This is a genomic window from Parapontixanthobacter aurantiacus, assembly GCF_009827635.1.
Classification (GTDB): domain Bacteria; phylum Pseudomonadota; class Alphaproteobacteria; order Sphingomonadales; family Sphingomonadaceae; genus Parapontixanthobacter; species Parapontixanthobacter aurantiacus.
In genome coordinates this window covers 226,325-247,222 of the sequence record NZ_WTYW01000001.1, presented here as the reverse complement: position 1 = coordinate 247,222, position 20,898 = coordinate 226,325, and the positions used below count along the sequence as shown (strand labels likewise).

The 20,898-nt window shown below is 62.0% G+C and carries 11 protein-coding genes; 7 read left to right on the top strand and 4 right to left on the bottom strand.

Annotated elements, in window-relative coordinates:
• Positions 1-174 precede the first annotated feature (174 nt).
• Both GRI38_RS01145 and GRI38_RS01140 read right to left on the bottom strand, forming a co-directional pair.
• The gene (locus GRI38_RS01145; protein WP_160681184.1) at positions 175-960 is read right to left on the bottom strand and encodes an SDR family NAD(P)-dependent oxidoreductase; all 786 of its coding nucleotides are present in this window, start codon (positions 958-960) and stop codon (positions 175-177) included.
• A 27-nt stretch (positions 961-987) separates the two neighbouring features.
• On the bottom strand, positions 988-2,160 hold the full coding sequence (locus GRI38_RS01140; protein ID WP_160681183.1) for an acetyl-CoA C-acetyltransferase: 1,173 nt from the start codon (positions 2,158-2,160) through the stop codon (positions 988-990).
• Positions 2,161-2,301: 141 nt separating this feature from the next.
• Here GRI38_RS01140 and GRI38_RS01135 point away from each other — a divergent pair, with 141 nt between their 5' ends.
• From GRI38_RS01135 to GRI38_RS01125, 3 genes are read left to right on the top strand one after another with little or no spacing between them, the layout of a single operon-like run.
• Entirely contained in the window at positions 2,302-3,054 is a 753-nt protein-coding gene (locus GRI38_RS01135) for a 2OG-Fe(II) oxygenase (protein ID WP_337191215.1), read from the top strand.
• Positions 3,036-4,766 (top strand): 2OG-Fe(II) oxygenase family protein, encoded by a 1,731-nt coding sequence (locus GRI38_RS01130; RefSeq protein WP_160681182.1) that lies wholly within the window; start codon positions 3,036-3,038, stop codon positions 4,764-4,766. The genes GRI38_RS01135 and GRI38_RS01130 overlap by 19 nt, the downstream gene beginning before the upstream one ends.
• A complete protein-coding gene (locus GRI38_RS01125) occupies positions 4,753-5,667 on the top strand; it encodes a class I SAM-dependent methyltransferase (protein WP_160681181.1) in 915 nt (304 codons plus the stop codon). The genes GRI38_RS01130 and GRI38_RS01125 overlap by 14 nt, the downstream gene beginning before the upstream one ends.
• Positions 5,668-5,824: 157 nt before the next feature.
• Here the strand turns inward: GRI38_RS01125 and GRI38_RS01120 are convergent, their stop codons facing one another.
• Positions 5,825-8,698 (bottom strand): TonB-dependent receptor domain-containing protein, encoded by a 2,874-nt coding sequence (locus tag GRI38_RS01120; RefSeq protein ID WP_160681180.1) that lies wholly within the window; start codon positions 8,696-8,698, stop codon positions 5,825-5,827.
• Between the two features lie 237 nt (positions 8,699-8,935).
• Here GRI38_RS01120 and GRI38_RS01115 point away from each other — a divergent pair, with 237 nt between their 5' ends.
• Positions 8,936-9,487, top strand: a complete 552-nt coding sequence (locus GRI38_RS01115) for a hypothetical protein (protein WP_237487300.1) — start codon at positions 8,936-8,938, stop codon at positions 9,485-9,487.
• Between the two features lie 234 nt (positions 9,488-9,721).
• On the top strand, positions 9,722-12,838 hold the full coding sequence (locus GRI38_RS01110; protein WP_160681179.1) for a TonB-dependent receptor domain-containing protein: 3,117 nt from the start codon (positions 9,722-9,724) through the stop codon (positions 12,836-12,838).
• 121 nt (positions 12,839-12,959) lie between these two features.
• Here GRI38_RS01110 and clpB read toward each other — a convergent pair whose 3' ends face one another.
• Positions 12,960-15,539, bottom strand: a complete 2,580-nt coding sequence (clpB, locus tag GRI38_RS01105; protein ID WP_160681178.1) for an ATP-dependent chaperone ClpB — start codon at positions 15,537-15,539, stop codon at positions 12,960-12,962.
• A 196-nt stretch (positions 15,540-15,735) separates the two neighbouring features.
• Between clpB and GRI38_RS01100 the strand changes: the two genes are divergently transcribed.
• Positions 15,736-17,937, top strand: a complete 2,202-nt coding sequence (locus GRI38_RS01100) for an acylase (protein ID WP_160681177.1) — start codon at positions 15,736-15,738, stop codon at positions 17,935-17,937.
• 24 nt (positions 17,938-17,961) lie between these two features.
• Positions 17,962-20,880, top strand: a complete 2,919-nt coding sequence (locus GRI38_RS01095; protein WP_160681176.1) for a M16 family metallopeptidase — start codon at positions 17,962-17,964, stop codon at positions 20,878-20,880.
• Positions 20,881-20,898 lie beyond the last annotated feature (18 nt).

The following is a 20,898-nucleotide window of genomic DNA, read 5'->3' as shown; positions in this document are numbered from 1 at the left end:
ATGAAAAGGCGTCTGTCTTTAATCGTTTATGCAAGTATGTCTGCTTGCCGTACGCGTAAGGTAGCGGTTCGCAGCAAGCAACCAAGGGCCGGCCGATGCCGTTTCCCTCTAAAAAAAATCGCCGCCCGCACCGATCGTGCGAGCGGCGACATTCCGCCTCACTGAAACTGTTGCTTAACGCGGAGCCATGCGGATCGCGCCGTCGAGCCTCACATCCTCGCCGTTGAAATAGCCGTTCTCCAGCATGGTCAGCGCGAGATGCGCGTATTCTTCCGCATTGCCGAGCCGCTTGGGGAACGGCACCGATGCGGCGAGATTGTCCTTCACCTGCTGCGGCGCTGCATTCATCAGCGGCGTGTTGAAGATGCCGGGCAGGATCGTGTTGACCCGAATGCCTTCCTGCATGAGGTCGCGTGCGATCGGCAGGGTCATGCCGATGACGCCGCCCTTCGAAGCGGAATAGGCGGCCTGACCGACCTGGCCGTCCTCGCCTGCGACGCTTGCCGTATTGACGATCGCTCCGCGCTCACCGTCCTCGTTCAGCGGATCGAGGCTCATCATGCCCGCCGCCGACTTGGCGATGCAGCGGAACGTTCCGATGAGGTTGATCTGGATGATGAAGTCGAATGCCGCGAGCGGAAAGTGCTTAATCTCGCCGCTGTTCTTGTCGCGGCTGGCGGTCTTGATCGCGTTGCCCGTGCCTGCGCAATTGACGAGGATACGCTCCTGCCCGTGCGCCTCGCGGGCCTTCGCAAAACCTGCATCGACGCTGGCTTCGTCGGTGACATTCACTTCGCAGAAAATGCCGCCGATCTCTTCGGCGACCTTCTTGCCCTTGTCTTCCTGAAGGTCGAAGATGGCGACCTTCGCGCCCTTCGCCGCAATCGCGCGGGCGGTCGCTTCGCCGAGGCCGGAGGCGCCGCCCGTGACGATGGCGGGAGTGTTGCTGCCGATTTCCATAAGTATTCCTACCCTTTTCTCTCTAGCTTACATGGCCTCGACGACGGTGACGTTGGCGACGCCGCCGCCCTCGCACATCGTTTGCAGACCGTATTTCTTGCCGCGCGCCTTCAATGCGTGAAGCAGCGTCGCCATCAGCTTAGTGCCCGACGCGCCGAGCGGATGGCCGAGCGCGATCGCCCCGCCATTGACGTTCATGCGGTCGGGGTCGGCGCCGGTGTGCTTGGCCCAGGCGAGCGGTACGGGCGCGAAGGCCTCGTTCACTTCGTAAAGGTCGATGTCGCCAATTTTCATGCCCGCACGCTCCAGCGCACGGTCAGTGGCGAAGAGCGGTTCTTCGAGCATGATGACCGGGTCGCCGGCGGTGACGGTCAGGTTGACGATCCGTGCCATCGGCGTGAGGCCGTGCGTCTTGAGCATTTCCTCCGACACGACGAGCACGGCGGACGATCCGTCGCAGATCTGGCTGGCATTGGCCGCGGTGATCTGGCCGTCCGGTGCGAGCAGCTTGACCGAGGCGATGCTGTCGAGCGTCGCATCGAAGCGGATGCCCTCGTCCACCGTGTGCTGTTCCTCGCCTTCGGGCGTCTCGATCGTGACGGGGACGATTTCCTCGTCAAACGCGCCGTTCTTTGTCGCCGCGATGGCTTTTTCGTGGCTGCTCAGCGCGAAGCGGTCGAGGTCCTCCTTCGAGAAACCGTGCTTCTTCGCCATCATTTCCGCGCCGGTGAATTGCGACCACATGATGCCGGGATATTTCTCTTCGAGGCCCGGCGACTTGTAGTGGCCCAGCCCTTCTTTCATGTGGAACTGCGCCGAGGAACCCATGGGCACCCGGCTCATGCTTTCGATGCCGCTGGCGATGACGACGTCCTGCGTCCCGCTCATGATCGCCTGCGCGGCGAACTGGATGGCCTGTTGCGAAGAGCCGCACTGCCGGTCGATCGTGACCGCTGGTGTAGATTCGGGCAGGTGCTTCGATGCGAGCACGGCATTGCGCCCGACCTGCATCGACTGTTCGCCCGCCTGACTTACGCAGCCCATCACGACGTCGTCGACGGCAGAGGGATCGATGCCCGTCCGCTCGATCAGCGCATCGAGCGATTTGGCGGCGAGATCGACCGGATGCACGCTCGAAAGCCTGCCTCCTCGTTTGCCCCCGGCGGTGCGGACGGCTTCGACGATATAGGCGGTGGGCATGACGTTCTCTCCGACAACAGTTTCAATTTGCCACTTGCCTAAGCCGCGGGCCCGGCCCGGTCAAGCGGCGAGCTTGCGCGTCTCATGCAACACGCGCGCGATGCTTGCAAACATCACCGCCATCGCTCTATGCCGAGCGGCGTGACGAACGCCGTAAAGCAGCTATTCGCTATCAATCCCGAACTCGACCGCAAGGCGCTGGCCGAGCGGTTCGCGCTCGACGGTCGTATCCAGATCCGCAACGTCCTGACACACGAGACGGCGCATGAAATTCGCGCCATCCTCGCTAACCACACCCCCTGGGGGATGGCGGCACAGGCAGAGGGCAGCAACTTTTCCGGCCCGCAACAGGTCGGCAACCAGGATCTGGCAACGCCGGGCGGGCGGCAGAAGGCGCAGCAACTCGTCGAAGCGACGCAGCGTGCAGGCAGCGAAGGCAGATACTCGTTTCGCTATTCGCAATTCTCCCTCGTCGAGGCGGTCCAGAAGAACTGGAACCCCGGCGGGCCGCACGAATTGCTGCTCGAACATCTCAACGCCCCCGACTTCCTGAACCTCGTGCGCGAGGTCACGGGCCTGCAGGAACTCGTCAAGGCCGACGGCCAGGCGACCCACTTCGGACCGCAGCATTATCTGGGTCTGCATATCGACAGCCATGTCGCAGAGGGCTGGAAAGTCGCCTATGTAATGAGTTTCGCGCCGGACGAATGGCACCCCGACTGGGGCGGCTATCTCAATTTCTATGACGAGGAAGGCGATATCGTGGCGGGGTACAAACCGCGCTTCAACGCGCTCAACATGTTCCTCGTGCCGAGGCCGCACTCGGTCGCCTATGTCGCACCATTCGCTCCGGTCGGTCGGTTCGCGATAACCGGATGGCTGCGCGACCGTTGACGCCCGAGCGCGCGAACACGCCGCCCCATAGCTGGCACCAGCGGGCCACTGCCGCGCAGCAGGCCGGTGACATCGACGGCGCGCTCGATCTTGTCCGGCAGGGCGTCCGTGAACATCCCGGCGCCGCCGACCTAATGAACACCGCCGGCAATATCTGCATGAAGGCGGCGAGGTTCGAACAGGCAGCGCAATGGTTCGGAAAGGCCGCCGCAGCCGCTCCCGACCGGATCGACCTAGCCCTTAATTACGCGATCGCGCTCAATCGTCTTCACCGCTTCGACGAAGCGCGAGAGGCACTCGCGTCCTTCGAGGCGAATGGGCGCGGCGATGCACGTTTTCATTCGGTCGCCGGGTCCGCCGCGCGCGGTGCGGGTGCTTATGATGAAGCAGCCAGCCACTATGAGGCGGTGATTGCCGCAAGTCCCTCCCATGCCAATGCGTTGCACGGTCTTGCCAGACTGGCGCTGGAGCGTGGCGATGCGGATGCGGTAAGCCGGTTCGACGCAGCGCTGGCCGTCAATCAGGCCAATGCAGAGCTTTGGTTGGGCAAGGCGCAGGCCATGGAAGCGGCAGGCGACACCGAGGGGGCCATCGGCATCGTCGCGCAACTGGTTAGGCAAGGACCGCACTGGATCGAAGGCCTGAAGGTACTCGCACAGCTTCGCCTGTCGCGCGGAGAGCAGGACTACACCTCGCATTTTCGCGAGGCCGCGAAGAAGGTTCCGAACGATCCCCGCATCCCGCTCGCTCATGCGGGCATTCTCGCGCTCGGCGAACATTACGAGCAGTCGGCCGAAGTCGCATTGGACGCTCATCGTAAGTTTCCCCACGACGAAGAAGTCGCTCTCTCGGCCGCATTTCACGCGGGCGCCGCAGGGCATTACGATCTGGCCGACAAGCTGTTCGCGAGCCTTTCGCTCGATACGCCGGACCGCCACGTCCACGAGGCGCGGCACATCCTTCGTTCGGGCGATGCGGAGCGTGCTTCCGAGACACTGGCAAGAGCATTCGCTCTCGACCCATGGAACCAGACTGCATGGGCGTTGCAGGCTATCGCCTGGAGAGTAGCCGAAGATGCACAGCTAGACTGGCTGATGGGCAGCGGCGCCCTCGCCCGCCCGCTGGACCTCGAAGGAGGCGTGGCGTCGATCGAAGAAGCCGTTCCGATCCTCGATCGTTTGCACGATGCGTCGCCCTTCCCGTTGGGCCAGTCGCTGCGCGGCGGCACCCAGACCCGCGGCATTCTATTCGCCCGTAGGGAGGCTGCTCTGCGCGACCTCGAACGAGCAATCGAGGCGACGTTGCAGACATATCGCGCAACTTTGCCGCCCGAGGACGAAAACCACCCCTTCCTGCGTCATCGCAATGCGCCTTGGCACCTTACGGGATCATGGTCGGTCCGCCTCTCTGGCGGCAGCGACCATCACGCCAGCCATATTCATCCGGGCGGCATCCTGTCCTCGGCTCTTTATGCGCGCGTGCCGGAGGGATTGGAGGATACCGACAAGGCCGGCTGGCTCGAACTCGGCAGGCCGCCGCGCGATCTGCGCCTCGATCTCGGACCGATGCAGACGATCGAACCGAAGGTGGGCCGCCTCGCCCTGTTCCCGAGCTTTCTTTATCACGGAACCCAGCCATTCGCAGAAGGGCAAAGGATGACCGTCGCTTTCGATGTCGGCGCGAAAAAAAGCAGGAACCATGGCGCAGCCTGACGAAAGCCAAGCCTGGGACGATTTCTGGCAGCAGAACGCTGGCGGAAAGGGACAAGGCGGGTGCCTGCCCGAGGGCGATGATGCGCTAGACAGGGTGCAGAAAGAGGTATGGAGCCGCTTCGCCCGGACCCTGCGCAAGGGCGCGCGGTTGCTCGATCTTGCGACTGGCGACGGACGGGTCATGCGCTGGCTCGTCGCGGCTCGCCGGGACGTGAAGCCGGTGGGGTGCGACAGAGCGCCGGAATTGCCCGAGGCGCCTCGCGGCACAAAGATGCGCGCCGGGGTTTCGCTCGAGGATTTGCCGTTCCGCGACGGTCAGTTCGCTGCCGTGACCAGCCAGTTCGGTTTCGAATATGCAGAGCCGCAAACCGCCGCGCGTGAACTGGCGCGCGTCCTGGCGAACGATGGCGTTGCCGCCCTGCTCACCCACCGACAGGACGGAGCTATCCTCGAACATAACCTCGCGCGGCGCGAAGCAATTCGATGGGCACTCGAAGAACGGGCTGCCGTCGAAGTCGGGAAGCGGCATTTGGGGCTAAGAAGTGTCGGTATCGGGGGTGCACCGGCAACACTGTCCGATATTGCGCAAGAAGGCGCGAAGCAGTTCGGGCCGCGCTCTCCCGCGTGGGAGATACCCGAAGCGGTCCGGCAGACACTCACGCTTGGCGCACGCGATCATCCGGCGAATGTCGGCGCAATGCTGAATACGATCGCGGCGAAGGCGCGCAACGAACTGGCACGGATCGCGTCATTGGAAGCAGCCTGCGCTCGAACGGCCAACGCCGAAGCCTTCGAAGGCGCTCTTGCCGAAGCAGGTTTGACCCAGCTGTCAATCGAGGAACTTTGCGTTCGTAGCGAAGACAAGCTCTTTGGCGACTTTCGCATCCTTCGACACGCCTAGGCGCTTGGCACTACTTCCTGTCATTCGCATTGATCGCTCGCGCGAGGGCGCAGCGCATTCGTTCTCAACGAAAAGCATCCTGAGCACAGAAAGAAAAAGGGCGGCGAACCGAAGTCCGCCGCCCCCTTGATCTGAGGACTTTCCGTCCGACTAACTATCAGAAGTTGAAGTTAGCCGAGACGAAGAACCGCCGTCCGAGAACATCGTACGTGCTCGGATAGGTATTCGCCTGCTCCTGGTTGTCACCCAAAGTGAGCGAGTTGTCGCAGGACGCGACCACAGTGCCGTCGAAAGTCGGCGAGCACGGCAAGGTATCGAACAGGTTGTTCACACCGAACGTGACCGTGAACTCTTCCGTCGCTTCGAAAGCGAAGGTCAGGTCGATGAGGTCGTAGCTGTCGATCGTATCGACGGCGAAACCACCCGTTTCGTCGTCCACTTCACCGAGGTGACGCCACCGAACCGAAGCGGTTACCGGACCGTCGATCAACGAAGCACGGCTCGTCCACTTGAACTCCGGCTGGGGCTGACCGCAACGCAGACCGAAGAAACCGGCGCACTGAAGCGGATCGGACCCGGGGAAAGCGGTGAAGGTGTAGTCCTCGGTCCACGTTCCGAGGAAGCCGAAGTTCAGGCCCGATTCCCCAGTGTCGGTGAACAGCGAGAACGGAGCCGTCGTATCGTAGCTTACCTCGAGGTCGATGCCCGACGTTTCGAACGATGCGATGTTCTGGCCGCCCAGTGGTACCGCAGTATCGACGATGATGACGCCCGCACTGTTACGGATCGGCTGGGCGAAGAACGGCTGGCATGCCGTGGACGTCGTATCCTGGACATCGTTGAAGCATAGCGCCAACGATTGGGCCAACGAAATCGTCGAAATAGCGTCTTCGATCTCGATGTTGAAGTAGTCCGCCGTGATGACAAATCCGGGAACGAAGTCAGGCTGCAATGCTACGCCAAAGGTGTAGCTAGTGGACGTTTCTTCTTCGAGGTCCGGGTTTCCGCCAAACGTTGCGGGGATCTGAGTGTTCAACTGAAGACCAGGATCGCCAACCGAACCGGCGGGAACACCGTTCGCAATACACAGATCACGCAACGTTCCGGAAGTGGCGGCCGAGGTCGCACAGGGGTCTGTAGCAGCCGGGAAGCCGAGCGCCGCGCCGCCGAACAGTTCGCCGACATTAGGTGCGCGAATTGCACGCTGGTACTGACCACGAAGCAGAACACCCCGAACCGGTTCGAACTCAACGCCCCCAGCGTAAGTCCAGACCCCGCCAACATTTTCAAGTGAGTAGTCGGAATAGCGACCGGCGCCCGTCAGCTCGAGGCGCGAAGCGCCGAATTCGATCGGTACGTTCAACTCGGCGAAGACTTCCTTCACATTGTAGGACCCTTCGGTCGGCTGGCCGGCGTTGAAGCCGATCACATCACCCGAAGCCAGAGCGGTGTCGGGAATGAAGCGCGATCCAACCGCACGATATTCAACGCCAAGTGCGAAACCGATCGGATCGGAGTCGAACAGTCCGTAATCCCCGAACGTACCAGCCAAGGAAGCGTTAACGACTTCCAGCGTCGACACATCGCTGTTCTGCGCGAGAATGGAGATGTCTGCGACATCTTCCGGCGTCAGGGTGTTCGGGCCGAAGATGTTAATCGGGTTATCACTAGTCCCGTCCAAACCGGCCTGGAACAGGCTTGCCGAAATGTTGCCTTCCTGAATGTTCGAGTTCCGCGTACGAGCGAACGAATAGTAAGCATCGTAGCTGATTGTGTCGGTAACTGGACCGGTTATGCCACCGAGGACACGGAAGGCGTTACGCTCATCGAGCGAATTGCGCGAACCGGTTTCGACGGTACGACGCTGCAGGAACAGGTTAATGATGTCGTCATCGTCGCCTTCCTGAGCTTCCAGCGCCTGGAGTTGCGCAAGGTCGGCAGGGTTGAGGAAGTCAGCAATACTGCTGAGATCCACGTCGAAATCGCCCGTCACCGGAGTTGCAGCCAATTCCTGAGCAACCCGGTTATTCACGTAGGTTACTTCAGTATAAAGCCCGTGCCCGCCGCCGACTTCGTAGTCAGCATAGCCACCGAACAAATAACGTTCCTGCGGGATTTGCAGGTAGTTCGCCGGTGCGTAGTTATAAAGGTCGCCTTGGCGGGTGCGGAAATCACCGGCAGTGTCGAAAACAACTGCGCCGTTTGCATCGAAGTCGGTTCCGGTCGTGTCGGAATCGCCGAAATAGCGAATGACGCCGCTCGGAAGCGTGGATGAACCGCCCTGTGACAGATCGGGATCGCCGCCGAGTGCGAAATTGGAAAATGCACGATCGCCTTGGAACACCGAATCACGATTGAAATACTCACCGAATACGGTTGCGCTACCGCGACCATCGTCGAACGAAGTACCAATTGCACCATGAATTTCGTAGCTAGCGCCGTCACCGCGTTCGGTGACCGCGTACTGTCCGCCTAGTTCGGCCCCCTGAACATCACGCAGGCGGAAGTTGGTAACACCGGCGATAGCGTCCGAACCGTAAACGGCCGAAGCACCACCGGTCACGACGTCGACCGATTCGATCAGGAAGGACGGGATGGTGTTGAGGTCGACGATCTGCGCCGTATCGAAGAATACCCAGCGGCGTCCGTTGACGAGAACGAGGTTACGTGCCGCACCCAGACCGCGCAGGTTGAGCGTGGCCGAACCATTACCTGGGTTGTTGGAGAACGACGTCGTGCCCGGAACGACCTGCGGCAGCGTGTTGATGACGTTCTCAACGTTCACCGTACCGGAAAGCTGGAACTCTTCCTGGTTGACGACAGCAACCGGAGCGGCGGTGTCGACATTGCGCTGAGGAATGCGCGAACCGGTAACGACGATCGGCTCTCCGACGATCGCATCGTCAGGAGCTGCTTCCAGACCGGGCTCGCGAGCCTCATCGTCCTGGACCTGCGCGTAAACCGGCGTCACCAGCATCGCGCTTGCGATTACAGTCCCTGTAAACAGGGCGGATTTCTTGAATGTAGACATTTACGTCCCCCACAAAGTGCACGCCGGTCGGGCGCGCATGTGTTGTTGAGAATCCGGGTGCTTCCCGAATGACCGGCGGGTTAAGGGGATTTTTGCGCCACGCGCAACAAGCGAAACGGCGCTTATCGTGGTAAACTGCGACCCTGTGACATTCGAGTGACACCTTGCGAAGAGACGCAGTTCCGTGCTTTTTGCGAGCGAGGAAACGCATCGTCGTCGAGCCGAGGAACGTCTGCAATGAAGTCTCAAGCACTTAACTCACGGGAACTGATCGGGCCGCGGGCCTTGCGGCGTTCGCTCATCGCGCTTGCCGCAACTTGCCTCTCCGGAGCCGCCATGGCGCAGGACCGCCCGGTCGAGGCGCAGATCGACGCCTTGCGCGAATGCCGCGAGCTTACTGACGAGGCGCGGCGATTGGCCTGCTATGACGCTGCGACAGCGCCCCTTCTGGCGGCAATCGAGGATGGCAGCGCGCAGGTCGTATCGCGGGAGGAAGTGGAGGAAACGAGGCGCGGCCTGTTCGGCTTTACCATGCCGAAGCTCGGCCTGTTCTCTAGCGACGACGATGAGATCGACTTGCTGGAATCGACGATTACCAATGTCCGTAGCGGTCGCCGGTCCTACGAGTTCACGATCGAGGAAGGCAGCGTGTGGCAGATCAACAGCGTTCCGATGCGCCTTCGTCCGCCAGAGGTCGGCGATCCGGTCGTTTTGAAGAAAGCCTCGCTAGGCTCCTATTTCGTGCGCATCGACGGCCAGACCGGCGTGAAGGGCAAGCGCGTACGCTGATATTCGCTGCGCACCGCGGAGTTCGATGAACCCGGTCACGTTGTTGTAACAAAGCCACAGGGCTTGGTTAATCCACGGTTAAAGCGCAAAACCCGTTGCCGCCGCAACTACCTTCCCCCATCCCTTGCCACTTGATCGAGAAAGGAGCCGCGCGCGAGCGACGCCTTTCGGGAAATTCGATCTGCCACCTTTGATTAAATGCCGCGCGGGTGCGGCATACGGGGACTAGAGAATATGAGAAAAGTTGGGACTGTTTTCAGCAGCAAGACGCGCCTGTTCGCAGGAGCGGGAATCGCTGCCCTTTCGCTGGCGGCCTTCGCCAGCCCGGCCTATGCGCAGGATGCCGGAGTAAACACTCCGGAAGCGGATTGCCCCGATACGAACGACGACGGCATCTGCGACGACGAATCGACCCTCAGCAATGCGGACAACACCGCCGATACGCCGAACGCGATCGTCGTTACCGGTTCGCGCATTCGTCGCGATGAATTCTCGACCATCGAGCCTATCACCGTCATCACCGCCGACGAAATCACGCAGGCCGGTTTCGGGTCCTCGATCGATGCACTGCAAAGCAATGCCGTCACGCAGGGTGCTGGACAGATCAACAACTATTACGCCGGTTTCGTCACCGACGGTGGTACGGGTGCGAATACGCTCGGCCTTCGAGGCCTCGGCCCGGCACGTACTCTCGTTCTGCTGAACGGTCGCCGCCTGGCACCGGGCGGAACGCGCGGATCGCTGCTCGCAGCCGACCTTAACGTCCTGCCGACGGCCATCGTCGAGCGGATCGAAGTGCTTAAGGCGGGTGCTTCCTCCGTTTACGGTTCTGACGCCGTTGCCGGCGTTGTGAACATCATCACCGACGATCAGCTGCAGGGTCTCAACCTTGAGTTCCAGGTCAATGCTCCCGAAGTAGGCGCAGGCGTCCAGTATCGCGGAGCCGCTTCCTTCGGCGTTCAGACCGACCGCCTGAATCTGGTCGGTTCGCTCGAATATACGCAGCGCAACGGTTACTCGCGCAACGACAACCCCTGGTTTGATTGCCCCATCGCAGGTTTCCTCGACGGTGAAGGCAGCGAGTTCGGTTCGGGCGACTATATCGACCCGGCGACCGGCGAGCCTGTCTGCTTCGGCCTCGACAATGGCGGTGTCACGATCAACACCATTGGTGTTTCGACCCGCGACGCTCCTGCTCGGCTTACCGGTGTCGTTGGTCGGTTCAACCGGCTGGTGCCGGACGCATCGAACGTAGATGGCCCCACTCCGGGCTATCTCGGGGTCGACCTCGACACCCGCGACACGTTCGACCCGATCCAGGAAGAAGAATATCTCATCACGCCGGTCAAGCGGTACACCGGTTTCCTGACCGGCAGCTACGAGCTCGACATACTGGGTGATGCAGAGGTCTATGCCGAATTGCTGGCGACGCGCCGTAAGTCGGAATCGGTTCTCTATCGTCAGCTGGCGCTGGATTACCCGATCTACCTGAACGATGACTTCACGCCGACGGGCCGCGTCAATCCGCTCGTCCCGGACCAGTTCCAGAACTCGGTTATCGCTTTTCCTAACGAAACTACGGGCGACGGATATCTCGGTGTTCGCGCATTCATCGGTTTCGGGCTGACCGACGGTCGGCAGACGGTCGACTACGTGCGGACCGGCGGTGGTCTTCGCGGTGACTTCTTCCTGCCTGACTGGCGCTATGACGTTTATGTCGGCAAGGCGTGGAACGACGGCACGAACGAGCAGGAAAGCTTCCTTATCGACCGCGTAGCAGCCGCAACCGATGTCGTTCTCGATGCTGATGGCAACGTCGTCTGCGCCACGCAGTCGATCAATCCGAACTGTGTAGCTGCTCCGGCCTTGAATGCTGACACTATCGGTGGCCGCTTGCCGCAGGATTTCCGCGATTACATCCTGCAGAATACAATTGGCACCACCGAATTTCGTGAGACGACTTACGCGTTCAACATCGATGGTCCGCTCTTCGCGCTTCCCGGCGGCGACATACAGTTGGCGCTCGGTGCGGAATACCGCAAGCAGCGCATCAACGACCAGCCTGACGCGAACTCGGTCAACGGCAATCTGCTCGGCCTGACCGCAGCGACCCCGACGGTCGGTTCGGACAACGTCAAGGAAGTCTTCGGAGAACTCTACGTCCCGCTTCTCGCGGACCGTACGTTCTTCCAGAACCTGGCGCTGAACGGCTCCGTTCGTTATACGGATTACGACTCCTACGGCAGCGATGTGACGTACAAGATCGCTGGTGAATGGGAACTGTTCCGTGGTGTCGGACTGCGCGGCAGCTACGGTACTTCCTACCGTGCTCCGGCACTGGCCGAGCAGTTCCTCGGTTCGACCAGCGGCTTCATCGGTTCGGGTTCCGACCCGTGCGATTCGGACAACTTCCCTGATGCAGTTGCCGACTACACGCCGGTTGAAGCAAGAACGGCTGCGAACTGCGCCGCCGTCGGTATCGACGTAACCACGTTCGTTCAGACCAGCGGAATCACTGTATTCCGTCGTGGTGGCGCGGAAACGGGTCTCGCGGCTGAAACCTCGACCAACTGGTCGGTCGGTGCCGTGGTCTCCCCGCCGCTGCCGTCCTCTGTCGGAACGCTCTCGCTTGCTCTCGACTATTTCGACATCAAGGTTGAAAACGGCGTTTCCGACCTCGCTGGCGGAACGATCCTCAACCGCTGCTATCAGGATCAGAACTTCGATCCGAGCGCCGGTTTCTGTCGTTTCGTAGATCGTAACGAGAACGATCAGCTTGCGGTTACGAGCAGCTTCGTCAACCTGTCGGAAGACATCGTCAAGGGCTTCGAATTCAACGGTCGTCTGGCCAGCGAAATCGGACCGGGCCGCCTCGTGGTGAATGCTCTCGTGACGAAGTACACCGAGCAGTCGACACGCCTCTTCCCGGAAGAGTTCCTCGACGACGCGAACGGTATCGTCACGTCGCCGGACTGGGTTGGAAACTTCGACGCAACGTATCGCTGGGACAACGTGACCCTGCGTTACGGCCTCGACTGGACCGATGGCGACCGTGAAGCGACCTACAGGTTCTTCGCGTTCGACAATCAGACCGGCGAAGTCGATGAAGATCTGGTGCAGGATTACAAGGACATCTACCTGCTCGAAGTGGACGATTATTTCCTTCACTCGGCATCGGTTCAGGTGAACATCGAGAACTACGAATTCACGTTCGGTGCTCGTAACCTGTTCAACACCCGCCCGCCGCGGATTTCCGCTGTCGGCTTCAGCAGCGTCGGCAACGCGCCGCTGTATTCGGGTTACGATTATGCAGGCCGTACGTTCTTTGCGAACGCTGCCTTCAAGTTCTAATTCTGAACTTCGAACACAAAGAAAGGCCCCGGGAAACCGGGGCCTTTTTTGTTTCTGGCATTTAGTTTTTTGGTGAAGAAGCGAGACCGGTACGGTGATGTCCAGCCTCGCTCTTGGTCAATCAAACCACGCGCATTTCCAGCTCGCCGTCGCCCTCGTCGACCTGCACCGTGCTGCCGTCCGGCACTTCACCGCGCAGCAGCTTGTCGGCCAGCGGGTCCTGAAGATAGCGCTGCACCGCGCGTTTCAAGGGCCGCGCGCCATAGACCGGATCGTAGCCGACCCTGCCCAGCCACTTCAGCGCGCCGTCGGTCAGATCGAGCACGATCTTGCGGTCCTTCAGCAGCTTCTGAACCCGCTTCACCTGAATTTCGACGATCGGGGCCATGTGCTCCTGGCTCAGGCGATGGAAGAGGATGATCTCGTCCAGCCGGTTCAGGAATTCGGGCCGGAAATGGCCGCGCACCACGTCCATCACCTGCGGCTCGACATCTTCCACGCCCTGCTCGTCGGTCATGTTCGCAAGATACTGGCTGCCAAGGTTCGAGGTCAGGATAATCAGCGTGTTCGAGAAGTCCACGACCCTGCCCTGCCCATCGGTCAGGCGGCCATCGTCGAGCACCTGCAAGAGCACGTTGAAAACATCGCTATGCGCTTTCTCGACCTCGTCGAACAGCACGACCTGATAGGGCCGACGCCGCACCGCCTCGGTCAGGACTCCGCCTTCCTCGTAACCGACATAGCCCGGAGGCGCGCCGATCAGCCGCGCGACCGCGTGCTTTTCCATGAACTCGCTCATGTCGATGCGGACCATGGCGCTATCGTCATCGAACAGGAATTCGGCGAGCGCCTTGGTCAGTTCGGTCTTGCCGACGCCGGTGGGTCCCAGGAACAGGAAGCTGCCGAGCGGCCGGTTCGGGTCCTGTAGCCCGGCACGTGCACGGCGAACGGCCTTGGAAACCGCCTCCACGGCCTGGCTTTGCCCGATGACGCGCTTGCCGAGCATTTCTTCCATGGCGAGGAGCTTATCGCGCTCGCCTTCCATCATCTTGTCGACGGGCACGCCGGTCCAGCGCGACACCACGCCGGCGATATCCTCTTCGGTGACTTCCTCGCGCAGCAGCGCATTGGCGGTCTGCCCCTCGGCGGCTTCGAGTTCGCGCTCGAGTTCCGGGATGCGCCCGTAGGACAGCTCGCCCGCCTTGGCGAGATTGCCCTCGCGCTGTGCCTGCTCGAGTTCGAGCCGCGCCTGATCAAGCTGTTCCTTGATCCGCGCCTCGGCATGGATCTTGTCCCGTTCGTTCTGCCAGCGGGTCGTCAGTTCTGAGGATTGCTGCTCAAGATTGGCGAGTTCCTCGCGCAGGGCGGCGAGCCGGTCCTGCGATGCCTCGTCGCTTTCCTTCGCCAGCGCGGATTCCTCGATCTTCAGCTGGATGATTCGGCGGTCGAGCGCCTCGATCTCTTCGGGCTTGCTCTCGACTTCCATGCGGATACGCGAGGCGGCCTCGTCCATCAGATCGATCGCCTTGTCGGGCAGGAAACGGTTCTGGATATAACGATTGGACAGCTGCGAGGCGGCGACGATCGCGGCGTCGGTAATGCGTACGCCGTGATGAAGCTCGTACTTGTCCTTGATGCCGCGCAGGATCGAGATCGTATCCTCGACGCTCGGCTCGTCGATATAGACGGGCTGGAAGCGGCGTTGCAGCGCCGGGTCCTTCTCGACATATTTCTGGTATTCGTCGAGCGTCGTCGCGCCGATGCAGTGCAGCTCGCCCCGGCTGAGTGCCGGTTTCAGCAGGTTGCCCGCATCCATGCTGCCTTCGCTGGCGCCAGCGCCAATAAGCGTGTGCATCTCGTCGATGAAGAGGATGATCTGCCCTTCGGCTCCCTTCACCTCGTCGAGCACGGCTTTCAGCCGCTCCTCGAACTCGCCGCGATATTTCGCGCCCGCGATCAGCGCGCCCATGTCGAGCGCCATCAGTGTCCGGCCCTTCAGGCTGTCGGGAACGTCGCCATTGGCGATGCGCAGCGCGAGCCCTTCGGCGATGGCGGTCTTGCCGGTGCCGGGCTCGCCGATAAGGGCGGGATTGTTCTTGGTGCGGCGAGCAAGGATCTGAACCGTGCGGCGGATTTCCTCGTCACGGCCGATGACGGGATCGAGCTTGCCGTCGCGCGCCGCCTGCGTCAGGTCGCGGGCAAATTTCTTCATGGCGTCGTAGGCATCTTCCGCTCTGGCGCTGTCCGCCGTGCGGCCGCCGCGCAACTCCTCGATCGCGCTGTTAAGGGCTTTCGCGTCGAGCCCGGCATTGGTCAGGGCCTTGCCCGCCGATGTCGTCGAGGCAAGCGTGAGCGCGACTAGCAACCGCTCGACCGTGACGTAGCTGTCGCCTGATTTCTCCGCGATCTGCTCGGCCTGATCGAGAACGCGCACTGCGTCATTGTCGAGACCCGGCGTCGCCTGTGCCCCGCCGCCCGATACGGAAGCGATCTTCGCAAGTTCGGCATCGATATTGGCGATCGCGGTCTGCGCGTTGCCTCCGGCACGCTGGATGAGCCCGGCGGCCATGCCTTCCTTGTCCTCGAGCAGGGCCTTGGCGATGTGAAGCGGCGTTATCCGCTGATGGCTCATGCGGATTGCGACCGTCTGCGCGCTTTGCAGGAAACCCTTCGCGCGATCGGTAAACTTTTCCATGTTCATCGAAACGATCCTCGAACTGTGAACTTCTCAAGGGCGGCAGGACGCCGCCCCGACTGTGTTAGTGCCATATGGGGGTGAAATCCCGCTATTCCAACACCCTGCGCCATCATCGGTAAAATGGCCACTAGGTCTGCAACGCGCTCTTGCATCATGGCAGTGACGCGCTACCGTCCGCGCAAAGACAGAGAGGATTTTCATGCGGAAATGGACGGGACGCCTGAGCTGGCTGCTGCTGGCGCTCGCGCTTGTCATCTTCGTGGCCCTGGCGACCTGGGAGCCGTTCTTTACCGCTCCATCCGACACGCCCGATACGAACCGCACCTACCGGGCAGAGATCGTGCGCGACGAGTTCGGCGTCCCGCATATCTACGGCGCAACCGATCCCGACGTCGCCTATGGCGTCGCGATTGCTCATGCGGAGGACGACTTCTTCACCCTGCAGGACGTCGTGGCGATGGCGCGCGGACGCTACGGCGCGATTGCGGGCGAAGACGGGGCGCAGGTCGACTACGTCTATCACCTGCTCGACGCGCGCGGCACGGCAGAGCGCGAATATCCGAACCAGCCGGCGGACACCCGCGCCCTGTTCGAAGCCTATGCCGCGGGCCTCAATCAATATGCCGCCGCTCACCCGGAGGAAGTCAAGCTCGGCAACCTCTTCCCTGTCAGCGGTCTCGACGTCGCGACGGGCTTTGCGCTCCGCCAACCGTTCTTCTTCGGCTTGAACAACGTCATCGGACCGCTCGTCGCGGGCGAGGATCTCGCCCCTGAATATGGCCCAGCCATCCCTGATCGCCGCACGGCCAGCAGAAGAGCGCTGCCCCTTCAATTGGGCGAGGACGGTGCGCTTGCGGGCTCCAACGCCTTTGCCATCGCACCGGAGAAATCGGGCGGACCGACGATCCTCGTCTCTAATGCGCATCAGCCTTGGCGCGGCGGGGTCGCATGGTACGAACTGGTCGTGGAAAGCGGCGAAGGCTGGCATTATGCAGGTGCCAACTTCCCCGGCAGTCCCTACCCCTTTCTCGGCCATAACGAAGTTCTGGGCTGGACCAATACGGTCAACCGCCCCGACATGGTCGATGTGTATCGCCTCGTGATGGACGATAGCGGTACGCGCTATCGCCTGGATGGCGAATGGCGCGACCTCGAAAGCCGGACGGTGACCCTGCCCGTCCGCTTCGGCCCGGTGACCCTGCCGATCCGGCGCACGGTCCACCGCAGCGTGCACGGCCAGGTCATCAAGAACGACCGAGGAACCTTCGCTATTCGCTATGGCGGCATGGGGCGGCTCGACAGTCTCGATGCCTATTACCGGCTCAACAAGGCGCAGTCGTTGACCGAATGGCAGGAGATTCTCGCGCGGATGGCCGTTCCGAGCACCAATTTCATCTATGGCGATCGGGCGGGCAACATCGCCTATGTCTACAATGCCGCCATCCCCGATCGTCCGCAAGGCTATGACTGGCGCGGCATCCTGCCGGGCGACGACAGCGGCGCGATCTGGCAGGGGCCGGTCTCCTACGAAGCGATCCCGAAATACGTCAATCCGGCGAGCGGCTGGCTGATGAATGCGAACAACACGCCTTTCGTCGCGGCGGGCCCGGGCAGCGATCTTTCGCCCGACAGCGTGCCGCCGGAAATGGGCGTCGAACTCAAGATGACCAACCGCGCCCGGCGCGCCTGGAAACTGATGAGCGAAGCGGACACGATCGACCGCGCTACGCTGGAGCGGATCAAATACGATACGGGCTACGAACGGTCGGGCTACGTCGCAAAGCTGCTGGACGACATCGCTGGGCTCGATCTGCGGACCGAACCCGAACTGGCCGAGGCGCAGGCGTTGCTCGCGGACTGGGACCGAACCTCCGACGGGATCGGCGAAGCGGATTCCCTCGCCCTGCTCCTGCTGCGCGAATTCATGTCCGCCGAATACCAGAATAAGCCGGCGCCCGATCCTCGCGAGGAACTGGAACTCGCAGTCGATCACCTGACGACGTATTTCGGTCGGCTGGACGTGCCGATGAGCGAAGTCCTGCGGCTGCGACAGGGACCGGGACGCTACAGCGTCGACCTGCCGCTCGATGGCGGCAGCGATACGCTGCGCGCCTCGACCAGCTGGGACGTTGACGATGACGGACGGCTTGCGGTGCGGCATGGCGACAGTTTCATCCAGTGGGTCGAATGGTTGCCGGGAGAGCGGGTTTCGTCGCGTTCCATCCAGCCCTTCGGCGCGGCGACCACCCGCCCCGAAAGCCCGCATTTCGCAGACCAGTCGGCGCTGTTCGTCCGACACCAGTTGAAGCCTGTGCATTTCTGGCGCGACGATGTCCTCGCCAATGCCGCGAGCAGAAAGACTGTTACAAATAGCGCCACGCGCCGTATGGTTGAACGATAGAACAGGAAGAATAGGGACCAGCCGATGACCAAGAAATTCGTTTCCGTGAGCTTGATCGCTCTTGCCGCAAGCGCCTGCGCCACCGTCGACGACGCACCGATGGCGACCGCTTCAGCGACCGCGCAATTGCCGACGGAAGAAGCCTTCGAGCCGGCTCCGCTCGACGCGCTGATCGCCGAGGTTTCGGTTCCCTACGACAAGTTTACCCTCGACAATGGCCTCACCGTCATCGTTCACGAGGATCGCAAGGCCCCCGTCGTCGCGGTATCGGTCTGGTACGACGTAGGCTCTAAGCACGAGCCCGCAGGCAAGACGGGCTTTGCGCACCTCTTTGAGCATCTGATGTTCAACGGCACCGAGAACGCACCGGCGGACTGGTTCGAATATATTCAGCAGGTCGGCGGAACCGCGGTCAACGGAACGACCAATCCCGACCGCACGAACTATTTCCAGACGGTCCCGACCGCCGCCCTCGACCGCACGCTCATGCTGGAAAGCGACCGCATGGGCCATTTGCTCGGCGCCGTCACGCAGGAGAAGCTCGATAACCAGCGCGGCGTCGTCCAGAACGAGAAGCGGCAGGGCGACAACCAGCCCTATGGCCTGTTGCGCTACGAAATTTTCGAGAACCTCTTCCCGCAAGGTCATCGCTATCACCACTCGACCATCGGATCGATGGCCGATCTCGACGCCGCCTCGATGGAGGATGTGCGCACCTGGTTCACCGACCATTACGGCCCGAACAACGCGGTCCTCGTCCTTGCAGGAGACATCGACACGGCGACCGCGCGCGAGAAGGTCCAGAAATGGTTCGGCGACATCGAAGCCGGGCCCGAAGTGAACGATCCCGACGTCGTCATCCCGACGCTGGCGGCGGACAAGGACAAGACCACCACGGACCAGATCTCGACGACGCGCCTCTACCGGATGTGGGCGGTGCCCGGCATGACCTCGCCCGAGGCAGTACCGATGAACCTCGCCTCCTCCGTGCTGGGCGGGCTGTCGTCCTCGCGCCTCGACAATGCGCTAGTCCGCGGCGACGCCGTCGCCGTCTCGGTCTCCAGCTTCAATTACACACTGGAAGATGCGGGCGTCTTCATCGTGCAGGCCGACGTCAAGCCCGGTGTCGACCCCGCGGTCACGGCGGCACGGCTCGATGAAGAAATCGCGCGCTTCATCGCCGAGGGTCCGACCGAGGACGAACTCGCCCGTGCCCGCACCACGACCATGTCCGGCGTCATCCGCGGGCTCGAATCCGTCGGCGGCTTTGGCGGCAAAGCCCCGCAGCTGGCGGAGGGAGAGCTCTACACCGGCGATCCCGCCTACATCAAAACCGAATTGCAGCGCATGGCCGACGCCACCCCGGCGCAGGTTCGCGAACTCTCGCAGAAGTGGCTGTCGCGCCCGGTCTTCCGGCTGACGATGGCGCCCGGCGAGCGCACCGAGGGCGGCGAGAACCGCGGTGGCGCGTTCAAGGCGGCGACTGACGGTCCGGCCAGTGTCGCCGACATCGCGCAGGCGAATTACTGCGCCGCAGATTACTGCGACCTGTCCGGCATCGCGACCTTCTCTCAGGCCGATCGAGACACGTTGCCTGACGTCGGCACGATTACGGAACTTGAATTTCCCGACATTGAGCGGGCTACCCTGTCGAACGGTATGGAAGTCTATTTTGCGCGTCGTGACGCCGTTCCGACAGTAACGGTCAGGGTGCAGTTCGACGCGGGTCGCGCGGCCGAAACCCGCAACACTTACGGCACGCAGGCCTTGTTGCAGGAAGCGATGGACGAGGGGACCGAAACGCTCGATTCCACTGAACTGGCGATTGCCAAGGAACGCCTCGGCGCGTTCATCAGCTACGGCTATGACAGCGACTTCACCGACTTCACGCTGGGAGCGCTGTCGCCCAATCTCGCGCCGTCGCTGGAACTGCTGTCGGACTACATCCGCAATCCGGCGCTCGAACAGGCCGAGATCGATCGCGTTCGCGGGCAATTGCTCAATCGCCTCGATTCCGAACTGAAGGACCCGAACTCGATCGCCAATCGCGCCGCGCGCGAAATCATCTATGGCGACCATCCCTATGGTCTGCCTGCCTCCGGGCTCGGCACTCCCGAAGTGCTGAACGGGTTGTCGCGCGACGATCTGCTCGCCTTCCACCAGCGCTGGTATCGCCCCGACACTGCCAAGGTGTTCGTCGTGGGCGACACGACGCTGGGCGAAGTCACCAACCTGCTCGAGCAAAGCTTCGGCGACTGGACCGCACCGCAGACCGCCCCGCCGCAGCGCCGCTATGACGCGGAACTGCCCGAGCCGCAGCAGCGCATCGTCCTCATCGACCGGCCCAATTCACCGCAGTCGGTCATTCTCGGAGCGCGCGTTCTCGACCGGCGCGGCACCGACGACCTCGTACCGCTGAGCGCAGCGAACGAAGCGATCGGCGGTGGCTTCCTGTCGCGGATCAACATGAACCTGCGTGAGACGAAGGGCTGGTCCTACGGTTCGAGAGCCGGCATCGGTACCGCCCTCGACTGGGTCTATTACGGCGTGCAGGCACCTGTTCAGGCCGACCGGACCGGCGATGCAATCGCGGAAATCCGCCGCGAATATGACGAATTCCTCACGACCCGCGGCGTCCAGCCGAACGAGCTTGAGCGGACCGTCAACAGCAACACGCGCGACTTGCCCGGCCAGTTCGAAACTGCCGATGCGGTCCTTGGTGGCATCGTGAACATCGTCAATTACGAGCGTCCCGATGACTATTACGAAACGCTGGCAGACCGTTACCGCGGTTTCGACCAAGCCAGTCTCGATGCGGTCGCCCGGCAAGACCTTCAGGAAAGCGGCATCGTCTATGTCGTCGTGGGCGATGCCGACGTCGTCGAGCCGCAGCTCGAAGCGCTCGGCCTGCCCGTGGAAGTGCGCCAGGCACCCGGCAACTAAACCAGCGATCGAACGTTA